The sequence below is a fragment of the Bradyrhizobium sp. WSM4872 genome, assembly GCF_055811715.1.
The window spans coordinates 86,454-103,467 of sequence record NZ_JBVVPT010000007.1 but is presented as its reverse complement, the minus strand read 5'-3'; the positions used below and the strand labels follow the sequence as shown (position 1 = coordinate 103,467).

The following is a 17,014-nucleotide window of genomic DNA, read 5'->3' as shown; positions in this document are numbered from 1 at the left end:
GCCGCGCTTTGATGCGCGTCTTCCTCGATGATGCGATTCAAAGGCACAGATGCGCTCATGACGGACTCCAATTGGTTCGATTCTCAAACTATTCTCGATGGCATCCGCCGCTGGGTGGAGGTCGAGACGCCAACGGACGCACCTGAACAGGTCAACAAGCTGGTCTCAATGGTCGCGGAGCAATACCGCGATCTCCCTGTTGCGCTCGAGCGCATCGCCGGCGTCGACGGCTGCGGCGATCATCTCGTAGCGCGCTCGACCTGGGGCCAGGACCGGCCCGGCATCCTGGTGCTGAGCCACCTCGATACCGTTCATCCCATGGGATTCATCGAGCGCCTGCCGTTCAAGGTCGAAGGCGACAGCGCGTTCGGTCCCGGCATCTACGACATGAAGGGCGGCGCCTACATCGCCCATCACGCCTTTCGCGCGCTTTGTGCCACGGCCGATCGCCCGCCGCTCGGCATCACCCATCTGTTCACCTCCGACGAGGAGATCGGCAGCCCCACCTCTCGCGCACTCATCGAGACCGAAGGGCGCAAGGCGAAGTACGTGCTGGTGACGGAGCCGGCCCGCGATGGCGGCAAGATCGTCACCGGCCGCAAGGGCGTCGGGCGATTCGAAGTGTTCATCAAGGGGGTGCCCGCGCATGCCGGCACGCGGCCCCAGGATGGCCGCAGCGCGATCCGCGAGCTCGCCAACGTCATCCTGGCGCTGGAAGCGATGAACGATCTGGCGCGCGGCGTCACCGTCAATGTCGGCGTGGTGCGCGGCGGCACGCGGCCCAACGTGACACCGGAAGAAGCCCATGCCGAAATCGATCTGCGCGTGCTGAGCCTCAAGGACGCGGATGAATTCGTCGGCAAGATCCTCGCCCTGACATCGAAGACGGATGGCGTCACCGTCAAGGTCACCGGCGGGCTCAATCGTCCGCCCTACGAGAAGAGCAATGCAGGCGCCTCGTTGTACGAACATGCAAAGACCGTGGCCACGGAGATCGGCTTCGAGCTGGTCGACGTTCACACCGGCGGTGGCTCGGACGGCAATTTCACCGCCGCCCACACCGCGACGCTCGACGGGCTCGGCGTCGACGGCAAGGGCGCGCACACCCATTATGAGCAGCTCTATGTCTCGTCGCTCGAACCGCGCGCGCGGCTGCTCCATCGCCTGTACCAGACGCTACGATGAGTGAGCGCAAATCAGATCCCGATCGCGAGGACAGCGAGCGCGCTTTCTTCGGACGCCGCAAGGGCCACAAGCTCAGGCAGCACCAGGCCGAGCTGATCGATCATTTGCTGCCGCGTCTTGCGCTCGCCATCGACCGCGAAGCACCGGCGGATGCCCGCGAGATCTTCGGCCCCGCAGTCGACGATTTGCGGCTCGAGATCGGCTTCGGCGGCGGCGAGCATCTCGCGGCGGAAGCACAGCACTTCGCCACGATCGGCTTCATCGGCTGCGAGCCTTACGTCAACGGCATGGCGAAGATCCTCGCGCAGATCGAGGCTGCCGAGATCGGCAACATCCGCCTATTCGCGGGCGATGCCGCCGAGCTCCTGGCCTGGCTGCCGAAGGCTTCGCTCTCGCGGATCGACCTGATCCACCCCGATCCCTGGCCGAAACGGCGGCACTGGAAGCGGCGCTTCGTCCAGGACCGGACCATCGCAGCGATGGCGCGCGTGTTGAAAGCCGGCGGCGAATTTCGCTTCGTCTGCGACATCGACGATTACTGCGCCTGGACGCTGTCGCATCTGGCGCGCTCGCAGGACTTTGTCTGGCTCGCGGAGCGAGCCGATGATTTTCGCCTGCCGTGGGACGGATACACGATGACGCGCTACGGCCGAAAGGCAACGCGCGAAGGCCGCAAGGCCGCGTATCTGCGATTCAGGCGGGTCTAGATCGTCTGCCGGTTGCGCCAGAAATTCACGACGCGCTCGGCGGTCGTCGGCATCAGCCGCGTGAAGTTCGCGCGCGCCTGCTCAAGATCCGCGTCGGCTGGCGTGCGATTCGGGCCGTACCACATCAGGATCAGCGCCCGCACTGTCGGCCAGCCGAGATTCAGCACACGCCCCAGAACCAGAATTGGATCGTAGCGGTCACCCGTGATCAGGCGGTCGAGGACCGAGAGGCGGACGCCGGACATCGCCGAAAGCGAGGCGATCGCCTCCTCGTATTTGTGGGCCTTCGCGAAGCCAAGCAGTGCGCTCTCGCCAAGATGACCCTCGCGATGCAAGGCCAGGACGGTGCGCTGCGCCCCCGAGAAATCGCGGCGCGGACCCGGCGGCAGCGTGGCTTCCTCGATGGCCGTCATGGCCCGCTTGATCTCGACCTGGCGCGCGGGATTGACCACGCTCGAGAGACGGCGGCGGATGACGTCGAGCGTGCCGTCGAGAAGCTGTTTCAGGTTCTCACCCGAAAGATCGCTACGCTGGCCGATCCTGAGCGTCAGCACGCCATCCTGCGCGGCACGCTTGATCAGCTCGGAATAGCTGCCCGGCGAGAACACCGCGCCGGAATTGCCCGCGGCGCGGCGTACCACGTCGCGATCGCCGCGCTCGACCAGCACGTCGGTGATGACAGCCGACAGCGTGGGGCGCTCGCTCATCGCCAGCAGATGGCCCTGGCCCTTCTGTCGCGCGATCTCGACGAGAGCGGCGTCGTCGAGCACGGGCGAATGGCGCAGCACGGGGCCCGCCACCGCGATTTCGTTTTCGCGCGCGAGCTGGCTCACCAGGTGCCGCGGCGCGTTGTTCAGGCGCGAGAAGCGTTCGGCGAGATCGACGCGCGAGGCGAGCTCGGCATGCGGGACAAGATCGATCAGCAAATTGTCGAAGAGATCGATGACATCGGGACGAAGCTTCTCGGCGTCCTGAAAGAACAATTGGGAGATAGCGTGCGCGATCTCGCCGCGACGCCGCGGGTCGCCGCGTTTGACGATATCGTCCAGTCCGGGAATGAGCGACGTGGCAACGGTCATGAAAACGCAAACTCGTACGGGGCACGCCGCGGGTGCGCCCTTGGTCCAAGCCGCCCCACAATCAGGGAATTTAGGCCTCGGAGGTGAAGGAAGCGTTGCGCGGGGCCGCAGGCCCGGCGCAAAAAGCCCGGCCTGCCCTGCATGGGCCTTGTCCGGGAAGGCGGAAAGGGCTATATCAGCGCCAATTCATCTTCTCATACGATCCGCGTAGTGAGAGTGGGCCCGAAAGGACCCGCTCTTTTTTATTACCTGAACGCGGCTTGGTGGAAGATATGCGGCCCGGCGATCTGTCGGGAGATTTCCGAAGCGAGCTTTGAGATCTTAAACCAAGCCTTAACCATATCGAGCGCCTTGACCTCTGACATGACCGAACCGAACCCTGGTTCCACGGATGCCGAATTGCTGGCCGAGCCGAGACTCGTAGTCGAGCCGGGCGTCGCGGCACGGGTGTCCGCGGTCGCCGGGCCGGTGCTCGAAGGCATGGGCTACCGCCTGGTGCGGATCCGCATTTCCGGGGAATCCGGCTGCACCGTGCAGGTTATGGCCGAGCGGCCGGACGGCTCGATGCAGATCGAGGATTGCGAGGCGATCTCGCGGGCGCTGTCGCCCGTGCTCGACGTCGCCGATCCCGTCGATCGCGCCTACCGGCTGGAAATCTCCTCACCGGGGATCGACCGCCCGCTAGTGCGCCGCTCCGATTTCGAACGTTATGCCGGCCATCTGGTGAAGGTCGAGATGGCGGTCGCCCATGAGGGCCGGAAGCGGTTCCGCGGCACGATCGGCCCCGTCGAAGGCGACCGCGTGCATCTGCATCGCGACGACGTCAAGGCGGGCGAGGCTGCCGACGTTCTCCTGACGATGGAAGACATCGCCGAGGCGCGGCTGGTGCTGACCGACGAGCTGATCGCGGAATCCATGCGCCGCGGCAAGGCCCAGGCACGCGAAATGCGCCGCAATCTCGGCCTTGAGCCGCCGGCGGCGCCGCACGCCAGCATCAGCGAAAAAACGACCAAGAACACCAAGCCGGCTAAGAAGCCAGCGCCGGCCACTACGAAGAAGCCGGCTCCGACCAATACCAAGAAACATCGCCTGGCCGCCGAACGCGCGCGTCGGGGTGAGATCGATCCTGACGAAGGAGACTAGCCATGGCAGTCAGCGCCAATCGACTTGAATTGCTTCAGATCGCCGACGCCGTTGCGCGCGAGAAATCGATCGACCGCGGCATCGTCATCGCGGCGATGGAGGATGCCATCGCCAAGGCGGCGCGGGCCCGTTACGGCAGTGAGACCGACGTTCACGCCGAGATCGACCCGAAGAAGGGCGAGCTGCGGCTGTCGCGCCACATGCTGGTGGTCGATACGGTCGAAAACCATTCCAACCAAATCTCGCTGGTGGATGCGCAGCGCGCCAATCCCGGTGCCCAGGTCGGCGACACCATCGCCGACACCCTGCCGCCGCTTGAATATGGCCGCATCGCCGCGCAATCCGCCAAGCAGGTGATCGTGCAGAAGGTGCGCGAAGCCGAGCGCGACCGGCAATATATGGAATTCAAGGACCGCATCGGCGACATCGTCAACGGCGTCGTCAAGCGCGTCGAATATGGCAGCGTGATCGTCGATCTCGGGCGCGGCGAGGCCATCATCCGCCGCGACGAGATGCTGCCGCGCGAAGTGTTCCGCAACGGCGACCGCGTCCGCGCCTACATTTTCGATGTCCGCCGCGAGACCCGCGGGCCGCAGATCTTCCTCTCCCGCACCCATCCGCAGTTCATGGCAAAGCTGTTTGCGCAGGAAGTGCCCGAGATCTATGACGGCATCGTCGAGATCAAGGCGGTCGCCCGCGATCCCGGCTCGCGCGCAAAAATCGGCGTGATTTCCCGTGATTCCTCGGTCGATCCGGTCGGCGCCTGCGTCGGTATGCGCGGTTCGCGCGTGCAGGCGGTGGTGAACGAATTGCAGGGCGAGAAGATCGACATCATCCCCTGGTCGCCCGACATCGCGACCTTCGTGGTCAACGCGCTGGCGCCGGCCGAAGTCTCCAAGGTCGTCATCGACGAAGACCGCGAGCGCATCGAGGTCGTCGTGCCCGACACCAACAACCAGCTCTCGCTGGCGATCGGCCGCCGCGGCCAGAACGTGCGACTGGCCTCGCAGCTCACCGGCTGGGACATCGACATCCTGACCGAGCAGGAGGAATCGGAGCGCCGCCAGGCCGATTTCGAGAACTCCACCCGCGTCTTCATGGAATCGCTCAATGTCGACGAAGTGGTCGGCCAATTGCTGGCGTCCGAAGGCTTCACCTCCGTCGAGGAACTCGCGATGGTGGACGTCAAGGAACTCGCCGGGATCGAAGGTTTCGACGAGGAGACCGCACAGGAACTCCAGAACCGCGCCCGTGAATATCTCGAACAACTGGAAGCCGAGCTCGAGGCCAGGCGCAAGGAACTCGGCGTCGAGGACGCCGTGAAGGACGTGCCCGGCGTCACCTCGAAGATGCTGGTGAAGTTCGGCGAGAACGACATCAAGACGGTCGACGACCTCGCCGGCTGCGCCACGGACGATCTGGTCGGCTGGACCGAGCGCAAGGAAGGCGGCGAGCAGACCAAATATCCGGGCGCGCTCGACGGCCTCGAAATTTCCCGTGACGATGCTGAAGCGATGATCATGCAGGCCCGCGTCAAGGCCGGTTGGATCACCGAGGCCGATCTCGCCAAGCCCGCCGAAGAGGCCGAGGCGACCGAAGATCAGCCGGCTTAGGGCGAAGGAGGATGTCACCCGGATGCTCGCCGATACTGACCCCGAACTCGACCATGGACCGCGGACCGAAAGGTCCGCGACCGTGCGGATGTGTGCGGTCAGCCGCGAGGTCCGGCCGATCGACGAGCTGATCCGCTTCGTCGTCTCGCCCCAAGGGCACGTAGTTCCCGATCTCAAGCGCAAGCTGCCCGGACGCGGTATGTGGGTCACCGCCTCGCGCGAGGTGGTTGCGGAAGCCGTTCGGCGTCACCATTTTACCAAAGCCTTCAAGCGCGAGCTGCGCATCCCTCAGACGCTTCCCGCCGACCTCGAGGCGCTCCTGGTCCGGAGCGTGGTCGAAGCCCTTGGGATTGCCGCCAAAGCGCGCCAGATCGTGGCCGGTTTCGGCAAGGTCGAAAGCGCGCTTCGGGAAGGTACGGTCGAGGTCCTGATCCATGCCAGCGACGGGGCCGCGGACGGAATCCGCAAATTGGACATGCTGGCGCGTCAAAATGAGGGAAATCGCGGCGCCAAGCCGTCGATTCCCGTCGTCACCGCACTAAAATCGACAGAATTGGATTTGGCACTTACCCGGTCAAATGTGATACATGCTGCCCTGCTCGCGGGCCCGGCGAGCAAGTCATTCCTGTCACGTAGCCAGATGCTGGTCCGATACCGGATGGCGGACGCTGACAGGACTGCCGAAAAGCCCGGCCAGGATTTCTGAGAGACAACGACCACCCGATAGCACGGTGCGGCAACGCACAAGACAACAAGATCAGGATTAGGACTGCTTAATGGTTGATACCAAGACCCCTGGCGACAAGAAGCTGAGCGTTCCGAGCAAGACGCTATCGCTCAAGCCGCGCGTCGAAACGGGCACCGTGCGCCAGAGCTTCAGTCATGGCCGTAGCAAACAGGTCGTGGTCGAGAAGCGTGGCAAGCGCCGTGTCGACGGCAGCCCCGAGCCGCAGGTGGCCGAGGTGGCGAAACCCGCGCCGGCCGCAGCACCCAAGCCTGCTCCGGCCCGCCCCGCGCCGCCGCGCAACGCCGGCTCCGGCGTGGTGCTGCGCACGCTGACCGAGGACGAACGTTCCGCCCGCGCCAGCGCGCTGGCCGACGCCAAGGTGCGCGAAGTCGAAGAGCGCCGCCATGCCGAGGAAGAGGCCCAGCGCCGCGCGGTCCGCGAAAGCGCCGAGCGTGCCGATCGCGAGGCCGCCGAAGCCCGCCGCAAGGCCGAGGAGGAGCGTCACCGTCACGAAGAGGAAGCCAAGCGGAAGGCCGAAACCGAGGCCAAGAAGCGTTTTGGCGAAGGCGAGCAACCGCAATCCGCGGCGCGCCCCGCAACGGCAACCTCGGCCGCTCCTGCAGCGCGGCCCGGAGCGCCGATGGCGCGACCCGGCACAACCACCACGGCACGCCCGGGAACAACAACCGCGCGGCCCGGAACGACCACGCAGCGGCCGGGAGGCCCGGTGGGCCGCGCCCCCGCGGTCGCAGCCGGACCGGACGAGGACGAGGGTCCGCGCCAGATCCGTCGCGGCCCCGGCGGCGCTGCGCGGCCTGTGGTCGCTCCCAAGCCCACCCACAAGCCCGGCCCGCAGAAGGAGCGCGGCCGCCTGACGGTCGTCACCGCCTTCAATGCCGACGACGTCCGCGAGCGCTCGATCGCCTCGTTCCGCCGCCGCACCCAGCGCCTGAAGGGCCATGCCGCGAACGAGCCGAAAGAAAAGCTCATCCGCGAGGTGGTCATCCCGGAAGCGATCACCATCCAGGAGCTCGCCAACCGCATGTCGGAGCGCGCGGTGGAGATCATCCGCATGCTGATGAAGCAGGGCGCGATCCACAAGATCACCGACGTGATCGATGCCGACACCGCGCAGCTGATCGCAGAGGAGCTTGGTCACACCGTCAAGCGCGTTGCCGCGTCCGACGTTGAAGAAGGCCTGTTCGACGCCATCGATGATTCCACCGACACCGAGCCGCGCTCGCCGGTGGTGACCGTGATGGGTCACGTCGACCACGGCAAGACCTCGCTGCTCGACGCGCTCCGCCATGCCAACGTGGTCTCCGGCGAAGCCGGCGGCATCACCCAGCATATCGGCGCCTATCAGGTGCTGTCGCCCGAAAGCGGCAAGAAGATCACCTTCATCGACACGCCCGGCCACGCCGCGTTCACCGCGATGCGCGCCCGCGGCGCCAAGGTGACCGACATCGTTGTGCTGGTGGTTGCGGCCGACGACGGCGTGATGCCGCAGACGATCGAAGCCATCAACCACGCCAAGGCGGCGCGGGTGCCGATCATTGTTGCCATCAACAAGATCGACAAACCCGACGCCAAGCCCGAGCGCGTGCGCACCGAGCTGCTCCAGCACGAGGTGCAGGTGGAATCCTTCGGCGGCGAAGTCGTCGACGTCGAAGTGTCGGCGAAGAACAAGACCAATCTCGACAAGCTGCTCGAGATGATCGCGCTTCAGGCCGACATCCTCGACCTCAAGACCAATTCGGATCGTCCGGCCGAAGGCACCGTGATCGAAGCCAAGCTCGATCGTGGCCGTGGTCCGGTCGCGACCGTTCTGGTCCAGCGCGGCACGCTCCGTGTCGGTGACATCATCGTCGCCGGCGCCGAAATGGGCCGCGTCCGCGCGCTGATCTCGGATCAGGGCGAGACGGTGCAGGAGGCAGGTCCCTCGGTGCCGGTCGAGGTGCTCGGCTTCAACGGTCCGCCGGAAGCCGGCGATCGTCTCGCCGTGGTCGAGAACGAAGCCCGCGCCCGCCAGGTCACCAGCTACCGCGCGCACCAGAAGCGCGAGAACGCGGCTGCCTCGATCTCCGGCATGCGCGGCTCGCTCGAGCAGATGATGTCGCAGTTGAAGACGGCGGGCCGCAAGGAATTCCCGTTGATCATCAAGGCCGACGTGCAAGGCTCGCTGGAAGCGATCCTCGGCTCGCTGGAGAAGCTCGGCACCGACGAAGTCGCCGCGCGCATCCTGCATGCCGGTGTCGGCGGCATCTCGGAATCGGACGTGACGCTCGCGGAAGGCTTCAACGCCGCGATCATCGGCTTCTCGGTTCGTGCGAACAAGGAGGCCGCTGCGGCCGCCAAGCGCAACGGCATCGAGATCCGTTACTACAACATCATCTACGACCTCGTGGACGACGTGAAGAAGGCCATGAGCGGCCTGCTCGCGCCGACCCTGCGCGAAACCATGCTCGGCAATGCCGCGATCCTGGAGATCTTCAACATCTCCAAGGTCGGCAAGGTCGCCGGCTGCCGCGTCACCGACGGCACCGTGGAGCGTGGCGCCAACGTGCGTCTGATCCGCGACAACGTCGTCGTGCACGAAGGCAAGCTGTCGACGCTGAAGCGCTTCAAGGACGAAGTGAAGGAAGTCCAGTCCGGTCAGGAATGCGGCATGGCCTTCGAGAACTATCACGACATGCGCGCCGGTGACGTCATCGAGTGTTACCGCGTGGAGACGATCCAGCGCTCCCTGTAAGTCCAAATCTTACCGAAGCGCCTGGATCTTTTTTGAACTGAATTGCGGGAGTGCGATGGCCGGATTTTTTCCGGCCATCCACCCCTCTTCGTTTCAACAAGACAAATGACAGTGCCAGTGCCCCAAACGCGGGCATGACGAGGTGATTTTCAGACCATGCCCCGCCATCATCAGAAAAAGAGTTCCGCGTCCGGCGGCTCGCAACGTCAGTTGCGGGTCGGCGAGCAGGTTCGCCATGCGATAGCCGAGATTCTGGCGCAAGGCAGCGTGCATGATGCAGACCTCGAAGGTCACATCATCACCGTGCCGGAGGTGCGGATGTCGCCCGACCTGAAGCTCGCGACAGTCTATGTGATGCCGCTCGGTGGCCGCGACACCGAGATCGTCCTCGCTGCGCTCGAGCGCAACAAGAAATTCCTGCGCGGCGAGGTCGCGCGGCGCGTTAACCTGAAATTTGCACCTGACCTTCGCTTCCGCGTCGACGAACGATTCGACGAAGCGGAACGGATCGAGAAGCTTTTGCGAACACCCGCGGTGCAGAAGGACCTCGAACAGGACTTGGAACAGGATCCGGATTCGGATCGGGAAGAAGAACGATGACGATGGACCCGGCTCACGGCACGATCGGCGGCGAAGAGGCCGATCAGCTCGACGTGCAGAAAAATAATTTTGCGGACATGAGCGGCAATTCTCAGCCGCATCAGGAGCCGCGCCGCGTCAACAACGATCCGCGCGCCAACAAGCAGAAGGGCAACCAGCCGCGCCGCGACCGCCGCGACGTCCACGGCTGGGTCGTGCTCGACAAGCCGATCGGCATGACCTCGACGCAGGCGGTTGCCGTGCTCAAGCGCCTGTTCAATGCCAAGCGCGCCGGCCATGCCGGCACGCTCGATCCGCTGGCCTCCGGCGGCCTGCCGATCGCGCTCGGCGAGGCCACCAAGACCGTCCCCTTCGTCATGGACGGCCGCAAGCGCTACCGGTTCACGGTATGCTGGGGCGAGGAACGCGACACCGACGACATCGAGGGCCGGGCGACCGCAACCTCGGACCAGCGCCCGACCCGGGAGGCCATCGAGGCGCTGCTGCCCCGTTTCACCGGCGTGATCCAGCAGATCCCGCCGCGCTACTCCGCAATCAAGGTCCAGGGCGAGCGCGCCTACGACCTCGCCCGCGACGGCGAGATCGTGGAATTGCCCCCCCGTCCCGTCGAGATTCACCGTTTAAGCCTTGTAGATCAACCAGATAACGACCGGGCCGTGTTCGAGGCCGAGTGCGGCAAGGGCACCTATGTCCGCGCGCTGGCCCGCGATATGGGCCGGATTCTCGGCACTTACGGCCATATCTGCGCGCTGCGGCGGACCCTGGTCGGCCCATTTGGCGAGAACGACATGATTCCGCTGGATCAGTTGGAGGCTTTGTGCGATAGAGCCGCGTCCGGCGAGGGTAGCCTCGCCGACGCGCTTATGCCCGTTGAGACCGCGCTGGACGACATCCCGGCACTGGCCGTCACTCGGGCTGATGCGGCAAGGCTCCATCGGGGCCAGGCCGTTTTGTTGCGCGGACGGGATGCGCCCACTTGTAGCGGCACAGTCTATGTCACGGTGGCAGGCCGGCTTCTCGCGCTTGCCGAAGTCGGCAATGGCGAAATCATCCCCAAGCGTGTGTTCAACCTGACCGGCCTGACTGCCAGCGCCGATCGCAACGAGAGAAATTGACCGATGTCGATTGCCGCAGAACGCAAAGCGGAAGTCATCAAGACGAATGCCAACAAGGCCGGCGATACCGGCTCGCCAGAGGTTCAGGTCGCGATCCTGTCGGAACGCATCGCCAACCTCACCAACCATTTCAAGACCCACGTGAAGGACAACCATTCGCGTCGCGGTCTCTTGAAGCTGGTCTCGACCCGCCGCTCGCTCCTCGACTATGTGAAGAAGAAGGACGAGGCGCGTTACAAGGCGCTGCTCGAGAAGCACAACATTCGTCGTTAAGAGTTCTTGCGCGCGCCAACCGGCGCGCGTTTTCGCGCGTGATTTCGAACGAAAGCGTTTGTTTAAAGGTTTTTCGTCGAGGCTGCGTGCGCGTCGGATGCGAGCCGTTGACGGCGAGCATCCGGGCATGATGGGCGAACACCGCGCTTCGGTGTTCGCGTTCGTGCCGACTGACAGTCCAGCAGCAATCCGGCGGCTGGGCACAACGGGCAAGGCGCCCGTATGACCCGAAGGGATGGACGCCATCCGAAATCCAAAAACCATGGCAGGATCGCAGGACGCTGATCGCCCGCTTCGATCAACGTCCCGCAATCTTGCGCATGGTTTTTGTTTTTCGACCCGTCCTTCTTTCGAGAACCCATGAAAGAAGACCACTATGTTCAATAAGCATTCAGTCGAGATCGACTGGGGTGGACGCCCTCTCAAGCTCGAAACCGGCAAGATCGCCCGCCAGGCCGACGGCGCCGTCGTCGCGACCTACGGCGAGACCGTGGTGCTCGCCACCGTCGTTGCCGCGAAGTCGCCCCGCGAAGGCGTCGACTTCCTGCCGCTGACCGTCGACTACCAGGAGAAGACCTACGCAGCCGGCCGCATTCCCGGTGGCTATTTCAAGCGCGAGGGTCGTCCGACCGAGAAGGAAACGCTGGTCTCCCGCCTGATCGACCGTCCGATCCGTCCGTTGTTCGTCGACGGCTGGCGCAACGAGACCCAGGTGATCGTCACCGTGCTCTCGCACGACATGGAAAACGATCCGGATATCGTCGCGCTGGTGGCCTCGTCGGCTGCGCTGACCCTGTCGGGCGCCCCCTTCAAGGGCCCGATCGGCGCCGCGCGCGTCGGCTTCGCCAATGACGAGTTCATCCTCAACCCGACGCTCGACGAGATGGTCGACACCCAGCTCGACCTCGTCGTCGCCGGCACCGCGGACGCCGTGCTGATGGTGGAATCGGAAGCCAAGGAGCTGAACGAAGAGATCATGCTCGGCGCCGTGATGTTCGGTCACCGCCACTTCCAGCCGGTGATCAATGCGATCATCGAGCTCGCCGAAAAGGCCGCGAAGGAGCCGCGCGAGGTTACCACGATCGACAATTCGGCGCTCGAAAAGGAAATGCTCGGCATGGTCGAGCAGGAACTGCGCGCCGCCTACGCCATTCCGGTCAAGCAGGATCGCTACGCTGCGGTCGGCAAGGTCAAGGAAAAGGTGATCGCTCACTACTTCCCGGAAGGCCAGGAGCCGAAATACGACAAGCTGCGCATCGGCGGCGTGTTCAAGGAGCTCGAAGCCAAGATCGTTCGCTGGAACATTCTCGACACCGGCAAGCGCATCGACGGCCGCGATTCCAAGACCGTGCGCAACATCGTCGCCGAAGTCGGCGTGCTGCCCCGCGCCCACGGCTCGGCGCTGTTCACCCGCGGCGAGACCCAGGCGTTGGTCGTGACCACGCTCGGCACCGGCGAGGACGAGCAGTACATCGACGCGCTGTCGGGAACGTACAAAGAGACGTTCCTGCTGCACTACAATTTCCCTCCCTACTCGGTCGGTGAGACCGGTCGCCTCGGCGGCACCAAGCGCCGCGAGATCGGCCACGGCAAGCTCGCCTGGCGCGCGATCCACCCGGTGCTGCCGCCGCACCACGAATTCCCCTACACCACGCGCGTGGTGTCGGAGATCACCGAATCCAACGGCTCCTCGTCGATGGCTTCGGTCTGCGGCGCCTCGCTCGCGCTGATGGACGCCGGCGTGCCGTTGAAGCGGCCGACCGCGGGCATCGCGATGGGCCTGATCCTCGAAGACAAGCGCTTTGCGGTTCTCTCGGACATCCTCGGTGACGAGGACCATCTCGGTGACATGGATTTCAAGGTCGCCGGCACCGAGCAGGGCATCACCTCGCTCCAGATGGATATCAAGATCGAGGGCATCACCGAGGAGATCATGAAGGTCGCGCTCGGCCAAGCCAAGGATGGGCGTATCTACATCCTCGGCGAGATGTCGAAGGCGCTCACCAACGCCCGTGCCGAGCTCGGCGAATACGCACCGCGAATCGAGACCTTCAAGATCGCCACCGACAAGATCCGCGAAGTGATCGGCACCGGCGGCAAGGTGATCCGTGAGATCGTCGAGAAGACCGGCGCCAAGGTCAACATCGAGGACGACGGCACCGTGAAGGTCGCCTCCAACGACGGCGAGGCCATGAAGGCCGCGATCAAGTGGATCAAGTCGATCGCCTCCGATCCGGAAGTCGGGCAGATCTATGACGGCACCGTCGTCAAGGTGATGGAGTTCGGCGCTTTCGTGAACTTCTTCGGCTCCAAGGACGGTCTCGTCCACATCAGCCAGCTCGCCTCGGCGCGCGTGCAGAAGACCTCCGACGTCGTCAAGGAAGGCGACAAGGTCAAGGTCAAGCTGCTCGGCTTCGACGACCGCGGCAAGACCCGCCTGTCGATGAAGGTGGTCGACCAAGAGACCGGCGAAGACCTCGAGGGCAAGGGCGAGAGCCAGCAGCCCGCACGCGAAGCGGCCGGCGAGTAAATCTCGCGACCTTCCAGAAACACGAAGGGCGGCCTCGCGGCCGCCCTTTTTGTTTGTCGCTTGCCGAGCTTCGGAATCAGGCCGCGATGTCGTACCGGTCGAGGTTCATCACCTTGGTCCAGGCCTTGGCGAAGTCCTTGACGAACTGCTCCTTGGAATCCGACGTGGCATAGACCTCGGCGTAGGCGCGAAGCTGCGAGTGCGCGCCGAAGATCAGGTCGACGCGCGTGCCGGTCCACTTGACCGCGTTGGTCTTGCGGTCGCGGGCCTCATAGGTGCCGTCAGTGCCGGCCGGCGTCCACTGCGTGCTCATGTCGAGCAGGTTGACGAAGAAGTCGTTGCTCAGCGTTCCCACCTTCGAGGTGAGGACGCCGTTCTTCGAACCGTTCGCATTGGCGCCGAGCACGCGCAGACCGCCGACGAGCGCCGTCATCTCCGGGCCGGTAAGCCGGAGCAGCTGCGCACGATCGACCAGAGCCTCCTCGGGCATCATGAACTGCTGCCGCTTGCCGATGAAGTTGCGGAAGCCATCGGCCCGCGGCTCCAGAGGAGCAAACGAAGCAGCGTCGGTCTGCTCCTGCGAGGCATCCATGCGGCCCGGCGTGAAGCCGACCTTGACGTCGACGCCGGCATCCTTCGCGGCCTTCTCGACCGCGGCGGTGCCGCCGAGCACGATGAGGTCCGCCAGCGAGACCTTCTTCGCACCGGATGACGCGTTGAAGTCCTTCTGGATCGCTTCGAGCTTGCTCAGGACCTTCGAGAGCTGAGCCGGCTCGTTCACTTCCCAATCCTTCTGCGGGGCGAGGCGGATGCGCGCGCCGTTGGCGCCGCCACGCTTGTCCGAGCCGCGGAACGTCGAGGCCGACGCCCAGGCGGTCGAGACCAGCTCCGAGACCGACAGACCCGAAGCCAGGATCTTGGTCTTCAGCGAGGCGATATCCTGCTCGCTGGCCAGCTCGTGATTCACGGCGGGGATCGGGTCCTGCCAGATCAGCGTTTCCTTCGGCACCAGCGGGCCGAGATAGCGCACGACCGGACCCATGTCGCGATGGGTGAGCTTGAACCAGGCGCGCGCGAAGGCGTCCGCGAACTGGTCCGGATTCTCCAGGAAGCGGCGCGATATCTTCTCATAGGCCGGATCCATACGCAGCGAGAGATCCGTCGTCAGCATCGTCGGGCGATGCTTCTTGGACTTGTCGAAGGCGTCGGGAATGATCGCCTCGGCGCCCTTGGCCGTCCACTGCTGCGCACCGCCCGGGCTCTTTGTCAGCTCCCATTCGTACTTGAACAGGTTCTCGAAGAAGTTGTTGCTCCACTTCGTCGGCGTCGTCGTCCAGGTCACCTCGAGACCGCTGGTGATGGAATCGCCGGCAATGCCCGAAGCGTGCTTGCTCTTCCAGCCGAGGCCCTGATCCTCGAGCGCGCCCGCTTCCGGCTCCGGTCCGACCAGCGACGGATCGCCGGCGCCATGGGTCTTGCCGAAGGTGTGGCCGCCGGCGATCAGCGCGACGGTTTCCTCGTCGTTCATCGCCATACGGAAGAAGGTCTCGCGAATGTCCTTGGCCGCGGCGATCGGATCCGGCTTGCCGTTCGGGCCTTCCGGATTGACGTAGATGAGGCCCATCTGCACCGCGCCGAGCGGCTCGGCGAGCTGGCGTTCGCCGCTGTAGCGCTCATCGCCCAGCCACGTCCCTTCGGGACCCCAATACAGTTCTTCCGGCTCCCAGACGTCGACGCGGCCGCCAGCAAAGCCAAACGTCTTGAAGCCCATCGACTCCAGCGCGACGTTGCCGGCCAGCACCATCAGATCGGCCCAGGAGATCTTGCGGCCGTATTTCTGCTTGATCGGCCAGAGCAGACGGCGTGCCTTGTCGAGATTGGCGTTGTCGGGCCAGCTGTTGAGCGGCGCGAAACGCTGCTGTCCGGCGCCGGCGCCACCGCGACCGTCGGTGGTGCGATAGGTGCCCGCGCTGTGCCATGCCATGCGGATCATGAGGCCGCCGTAGTGACCGAAGTCGGCGGGCCACCATTCCTGCGATTCGGTCATCAGAGCGGTCAGGTCCTTGATGACCGCATTCAAGTCGAGCGACTTGAATTCCTTGGCGTAGTCGAAGTCCTTGTCCATCGGGTCGGACTTGGCGGAATTCTTGTGCAGCATCTCGATGCTGAGCTGGGTCGGCCACCAATCGCGGTTCGCCGGCACACGTTTTCCACCCGAAAACGGGCACTTTGAAGTGTCGTCCATGAATACCTCCTCTGGTGGCGTCGAACTCGCGCCTTTGACCAGGTAGAAGCACTCTAGGCTTCACGTTCGATCAGGGGAAGTTGACTTTAATGATCGCAGCGATAAGATTTTCTGATGCTAAACCTCACCCTGCGCCAGCTCCGCTATTTTGACGCCCTGGCGCGTCACAATCATTTCGGCCGCGCGGCTGAGTCCTGTTCGATCTCGCAGCCTGCCCTGTCGATGCAGATCAAGGAGCTGGAGGAGGCGCTCGGCGGCCTGCTGCTGGAGCGCAGCGCCCGGCAGGTGGCGTTGACCCGATTTGGCGAGGAGCTCGCGCAGCGCGTCCGCGACATCTTGCGCTCGGTCGACGAGCTCGGCGATTTCGCCCGCGCCTCGCAGGACCGGTTCTCGGGACGGCTGCGGATCGGCATGATTCCGACGATCGCCCCCTATCTGCTGCCGACGATCACCAAGAATCTGACGCGCATGCATCCGGAGCTCGACATCCGCGTGCGCGAGACGATGACGCCGCGGCTGATCCAGGAACTGGTGGAAGGCCGGCTCGATACCGCCATCGTGGCGTTGCCGGTGTCCGAGCCCTCGCTCACCGAGGTCGCCCTGTTCGAGGAAAAATTCCTGCTGGTGCGGCCGAGCGCGGATGAGGGAACGCCGGCACCATCGCGGGAGATGATGCGCGAGATGCGGCTGCTGCTGCTCGAGGAGGGGCACTGCTTCCGCGATCAGGCACTGTCATTCTGCAACATGCAATCGGCGCCGCCACGCGAGATGCTGGATGCCAATTCGCTGTCGACGCTGGTCCAGATGGTCAGCGCCGGCATCGGCGTCACGTTGATCCCGGAGATGGCCGTGTCGGTGGAAACGCGATCGGCCTCGGTCTCGCTCGCGCGCTTCCGTGATCCGCAGCCGTCGCGCACCATCGGCATGGTTTGGCGCAAGACTAGCCCGCTGGCGCGGCAACTCCTGCAAATCTCCGAGGTGGTGTGCCTGTCGGCCGGCAAGGTGCGCGCACGCCCCTCCGTGCGCAGCAAGCCAACCTGAGGCC

At 64.7% G+C, this 17,014-nt stretch carries 13 protein-coding genes; 11 read left to right on the top strand and 2 right to left on the bottom strand.

Going from position 1 to position 17,014, the window contains the following annotated elements; translation table 11 throughout:
* Positions 1–27 precede the first annotated feature (27 nt).
* Complete coding sequence (locus AC0L3C_RS12400) at positions 28–1,185, top strand: M20 family metallopeptidase (RefSeq protein WP_473408114.1); 1,158 nt, start codon at positions 28–30, stop codon at positions 1,183–1,185.
* Complete coding sequence (locus tag AC0L3C_RS12395; protein ID WP_473408113.1) at positions 1,182–1,892, top strand: tRNA (guanine(46)-N(7))-methyltransferase TrmB; 711 nt, start codon at positions 1,182–1,184, stop codon at positions 1,890–1,892. Before AC0L3C_RS12400 ends, AC0L3C_RS12395 begins: the two co-directional genes overlap by 4 nt.
* Here AC0L3C_RS12395 and AC0L3C_RS12390 read toward each other — a convergent pair.
* Entirely contained in the window at positions 1,889–2,971 is a 1,083-nt protein-coding gene (locus AC0L3C_RS12390) for a DUF2336 domain-containing protein (protein ID WP_473408112.1), read from the bottom strand. The genes AC0L3C_RS12395 and AC0L3C_RS12390 overlap by 4 nt on opposite strands.
* 363 nt (positions 2,972–3,334) lie before the next feature.
* Here AC0L3C_RS12390 and rimP point away from each other — a divergent pair, with 363 nt between their 5' ends.
* From rimP to pnp, 8 genes are all read left to right on the top strand, one after another.
* On the top strand, positions 3,335–4,114 hold the full coding sequence (gene rimP / locus AC0L3C_RS12385) for a ribosome maturation factor RimP (protein ID WP_473262535.1): 780 nt from the start codon (positions 3,335–3,337) through the stop codon (positions 4,112–4,114).
* 2 nt (positions 4,115–4,116) lie between these two features.
* Complete coding sequence (nusA, locus tag AC0L3C_RS12380; RefSeq protein WP_473262461.1) at positions 4,117–5,727, top strand: transcription termination factor NusA; 1,611 nt, start codon at positions 4,117–4,119, stop codon at positions 5,725–5,727.
* 22 nt (positions 5,728–5,749) lie between these two features.
* Positions 5,750–6,433: an RNA-binding protein gene (locus AC0L3C_RS12375; protein WP_473408111.1), complete on the top strand. Its 684-nt coding sequence runs from the start codon at positions 5,750–5,752 to the stop codon at positions 6,431–6,433.
* A gap of 70 nt (positions 6,434–6,503) precedes the next feature.
* Entirely contained in the window at positions 6,504–9,206 is a 2,703-nt protein-coding gene (gene infB / locus AC0L3C_RS12370; RefSeq protein ID WP_247285121.1) for a translation initiation factor IF-2, read from the top strand.
* 156 nt (positions 9,207–9,362) lie between these two features.
* Complete coding sequence (gene rbfA / locus AC0L3C_RS12365) at positions 9,363–9,806, top strand: 30S ribosome-binding factor RbfA (protein WP_473345850.1); 444 nt, start codon at positions 9,363–9,365, stop codon at positions 9,804–9,806.
* A complete protein-coding gene (truB, locus tag AC0L3C_RS12360) occupies positions 9,803–10,921 on the top strand; it encodes a tRNA pseudouridine(55) synthase TruB (protein ID WP_473262469.1) in 1,119 nt (372 codons plus the stop codon). Before rbfA ends, truB begins: the two co-directional genes overlap by 4 nt.
* A 3-nt stretch (positions 10,922–10,924) precedes the next feature.
* The gene (gene rpsO / locus AC0L3C_RS12355; protein ID WP_007598346.1) at positions 10,925–11,194 is read left to right on the top strand and encodes a 30S ribosomal protein S15; all 270 of its coding nucleotides are present in this window, start codon (positions 10,925–10,927) and stop codon (positions 11,192–11,194) included.
* Between the two features lie 376 nt (positions 11,195–11,570).
* Complete coding sequence (gene pnp, locus AC0L3C_RS12350; protein ID WP_007598347.1) at positions 11,571–13,724, top strand: polyribonucleotide nucleotidyltransferase; 2,154 nt, start codon at positions 11,571–11,573, stop codon at positions 13,722–13,724.
* A gap of 76 nt (positions 13,725–13,800) precedes the next feature.
* On the opposite strand, the gene katG is transcribed toward pnp, so the two are convergent.
* Positions 13,801–15,969, bottom strand: a complete 2,169-nt coding sequence (katG, locus tag AC0L3C_RS12345) for a catalase/peroxidase HPI (RefSeq protein ID WP_473408110.1) — start codon at positions 15,967–15,969, stop codon at positions 13,801–13,803.
* 114 nt (positions 15,970–16,083) lie between these two features.
* Between katG and AC0L3C_RS12340 the strand changes: the two genes are divergently transcribed.
* Entirely contained in the window at positions 16,084–17,010 is a 927-nt protein-coding gene (locus AC0L3C_RS12340) for a hydrogen peroxide-inducible genes activator (protein WP_275168783.1), read from the top strand.
* Positions 17,011–17,014 lie beyond the last annotated feature (4 nt).

Bases quoted from the DNA above. Each gene is read 5' to 3' on its own strand.
- AC0L3C_RS12400 (WP_473408114.1), top strand. From the start codon at position 28: ATGATGCGATTCAAAGGCACAGATGCGCTCATGACGGACTCCAATTGG.
- AC0L3C_RS12395 (WP_473408113.1), top strand. From the start codon at position 1,182: ATGAGTGAGCGCAAATCAGATCCCGATCGCGAGGACAGCGAGCGCGCT.
- AC0L3C_RS12390 (WP_473408112.1), bottom strand. From the start codon at position 2,971: ATGACCGTTGCCACGTCGCTCATTCCCGGACTGGACGATATCGTCAAA.
- rimP (WP_473262535.1), top strand. From the start codon at position 3,335: ATGACCGAACCGAACCCTGGTTCCACGGATGCCGAATTGCTGGCCGAG.
- nusA (WP_473262461.1), top strand. From the start codon at position 4,117: ATGGCAGTCAGCGCCAATCGACTTGAATTGCTTCAGATCGCCGACGCC.
- AC0L3C_RS12375 (WP_473408111.1), top strand. From the start codon at position 5,750: ATGCTCGCCGATACTGACCCCGAACTCGACCATGGACCGCGGACCGAA.
- infB (WP_247285121.1), top strand. From the start codon at position 6,504: ATGGTTGATACCAAGACCCCTGGCGACAAGAAGCTGAGCGTTCCGAGC.
- rbfA (WP_473345850.1), top strand. From the start codon at position 9,363: ATGCCCCGCCATCATCAGAAAAAGAGTTCCGCGTCCGGCGGCTCGCAA.
- truB (WP_473262469.1), top strand. From the start codon at position 9,803: ATGACGATGGACCCGGCTCACGGCACGATCGGCGGCGAAGAGGCCGAT.
- rpsO (WP_007598346.1), top strand. From the start codon at position 10,925: ATGTCGATTGCCGCAGAACGCAAAGCGGAAGTCATCAAGACGAATGCC.
- pnp (WP_007598347.1), top strand. From the start codon at position 11,571: ATGTTCAATAAGCATTCAGTCGAGATCGACTGGGGTGGACGCCCTCTC.
- katG (WP_473408110.1), bottom strand. From the start codon at position 15,969: ATGGACGACACTTCAAAGTGCCCGTTTTCGGGTGGAAAACGTGTGCCG.
- AC0L3C_RS12340 (WP_275168783.1), top strand. From the start codon at position 16,084: ATGCTAAACCTCACCCTGCGCCAGCTCCGCTATTTTGACGCCCTGGCG.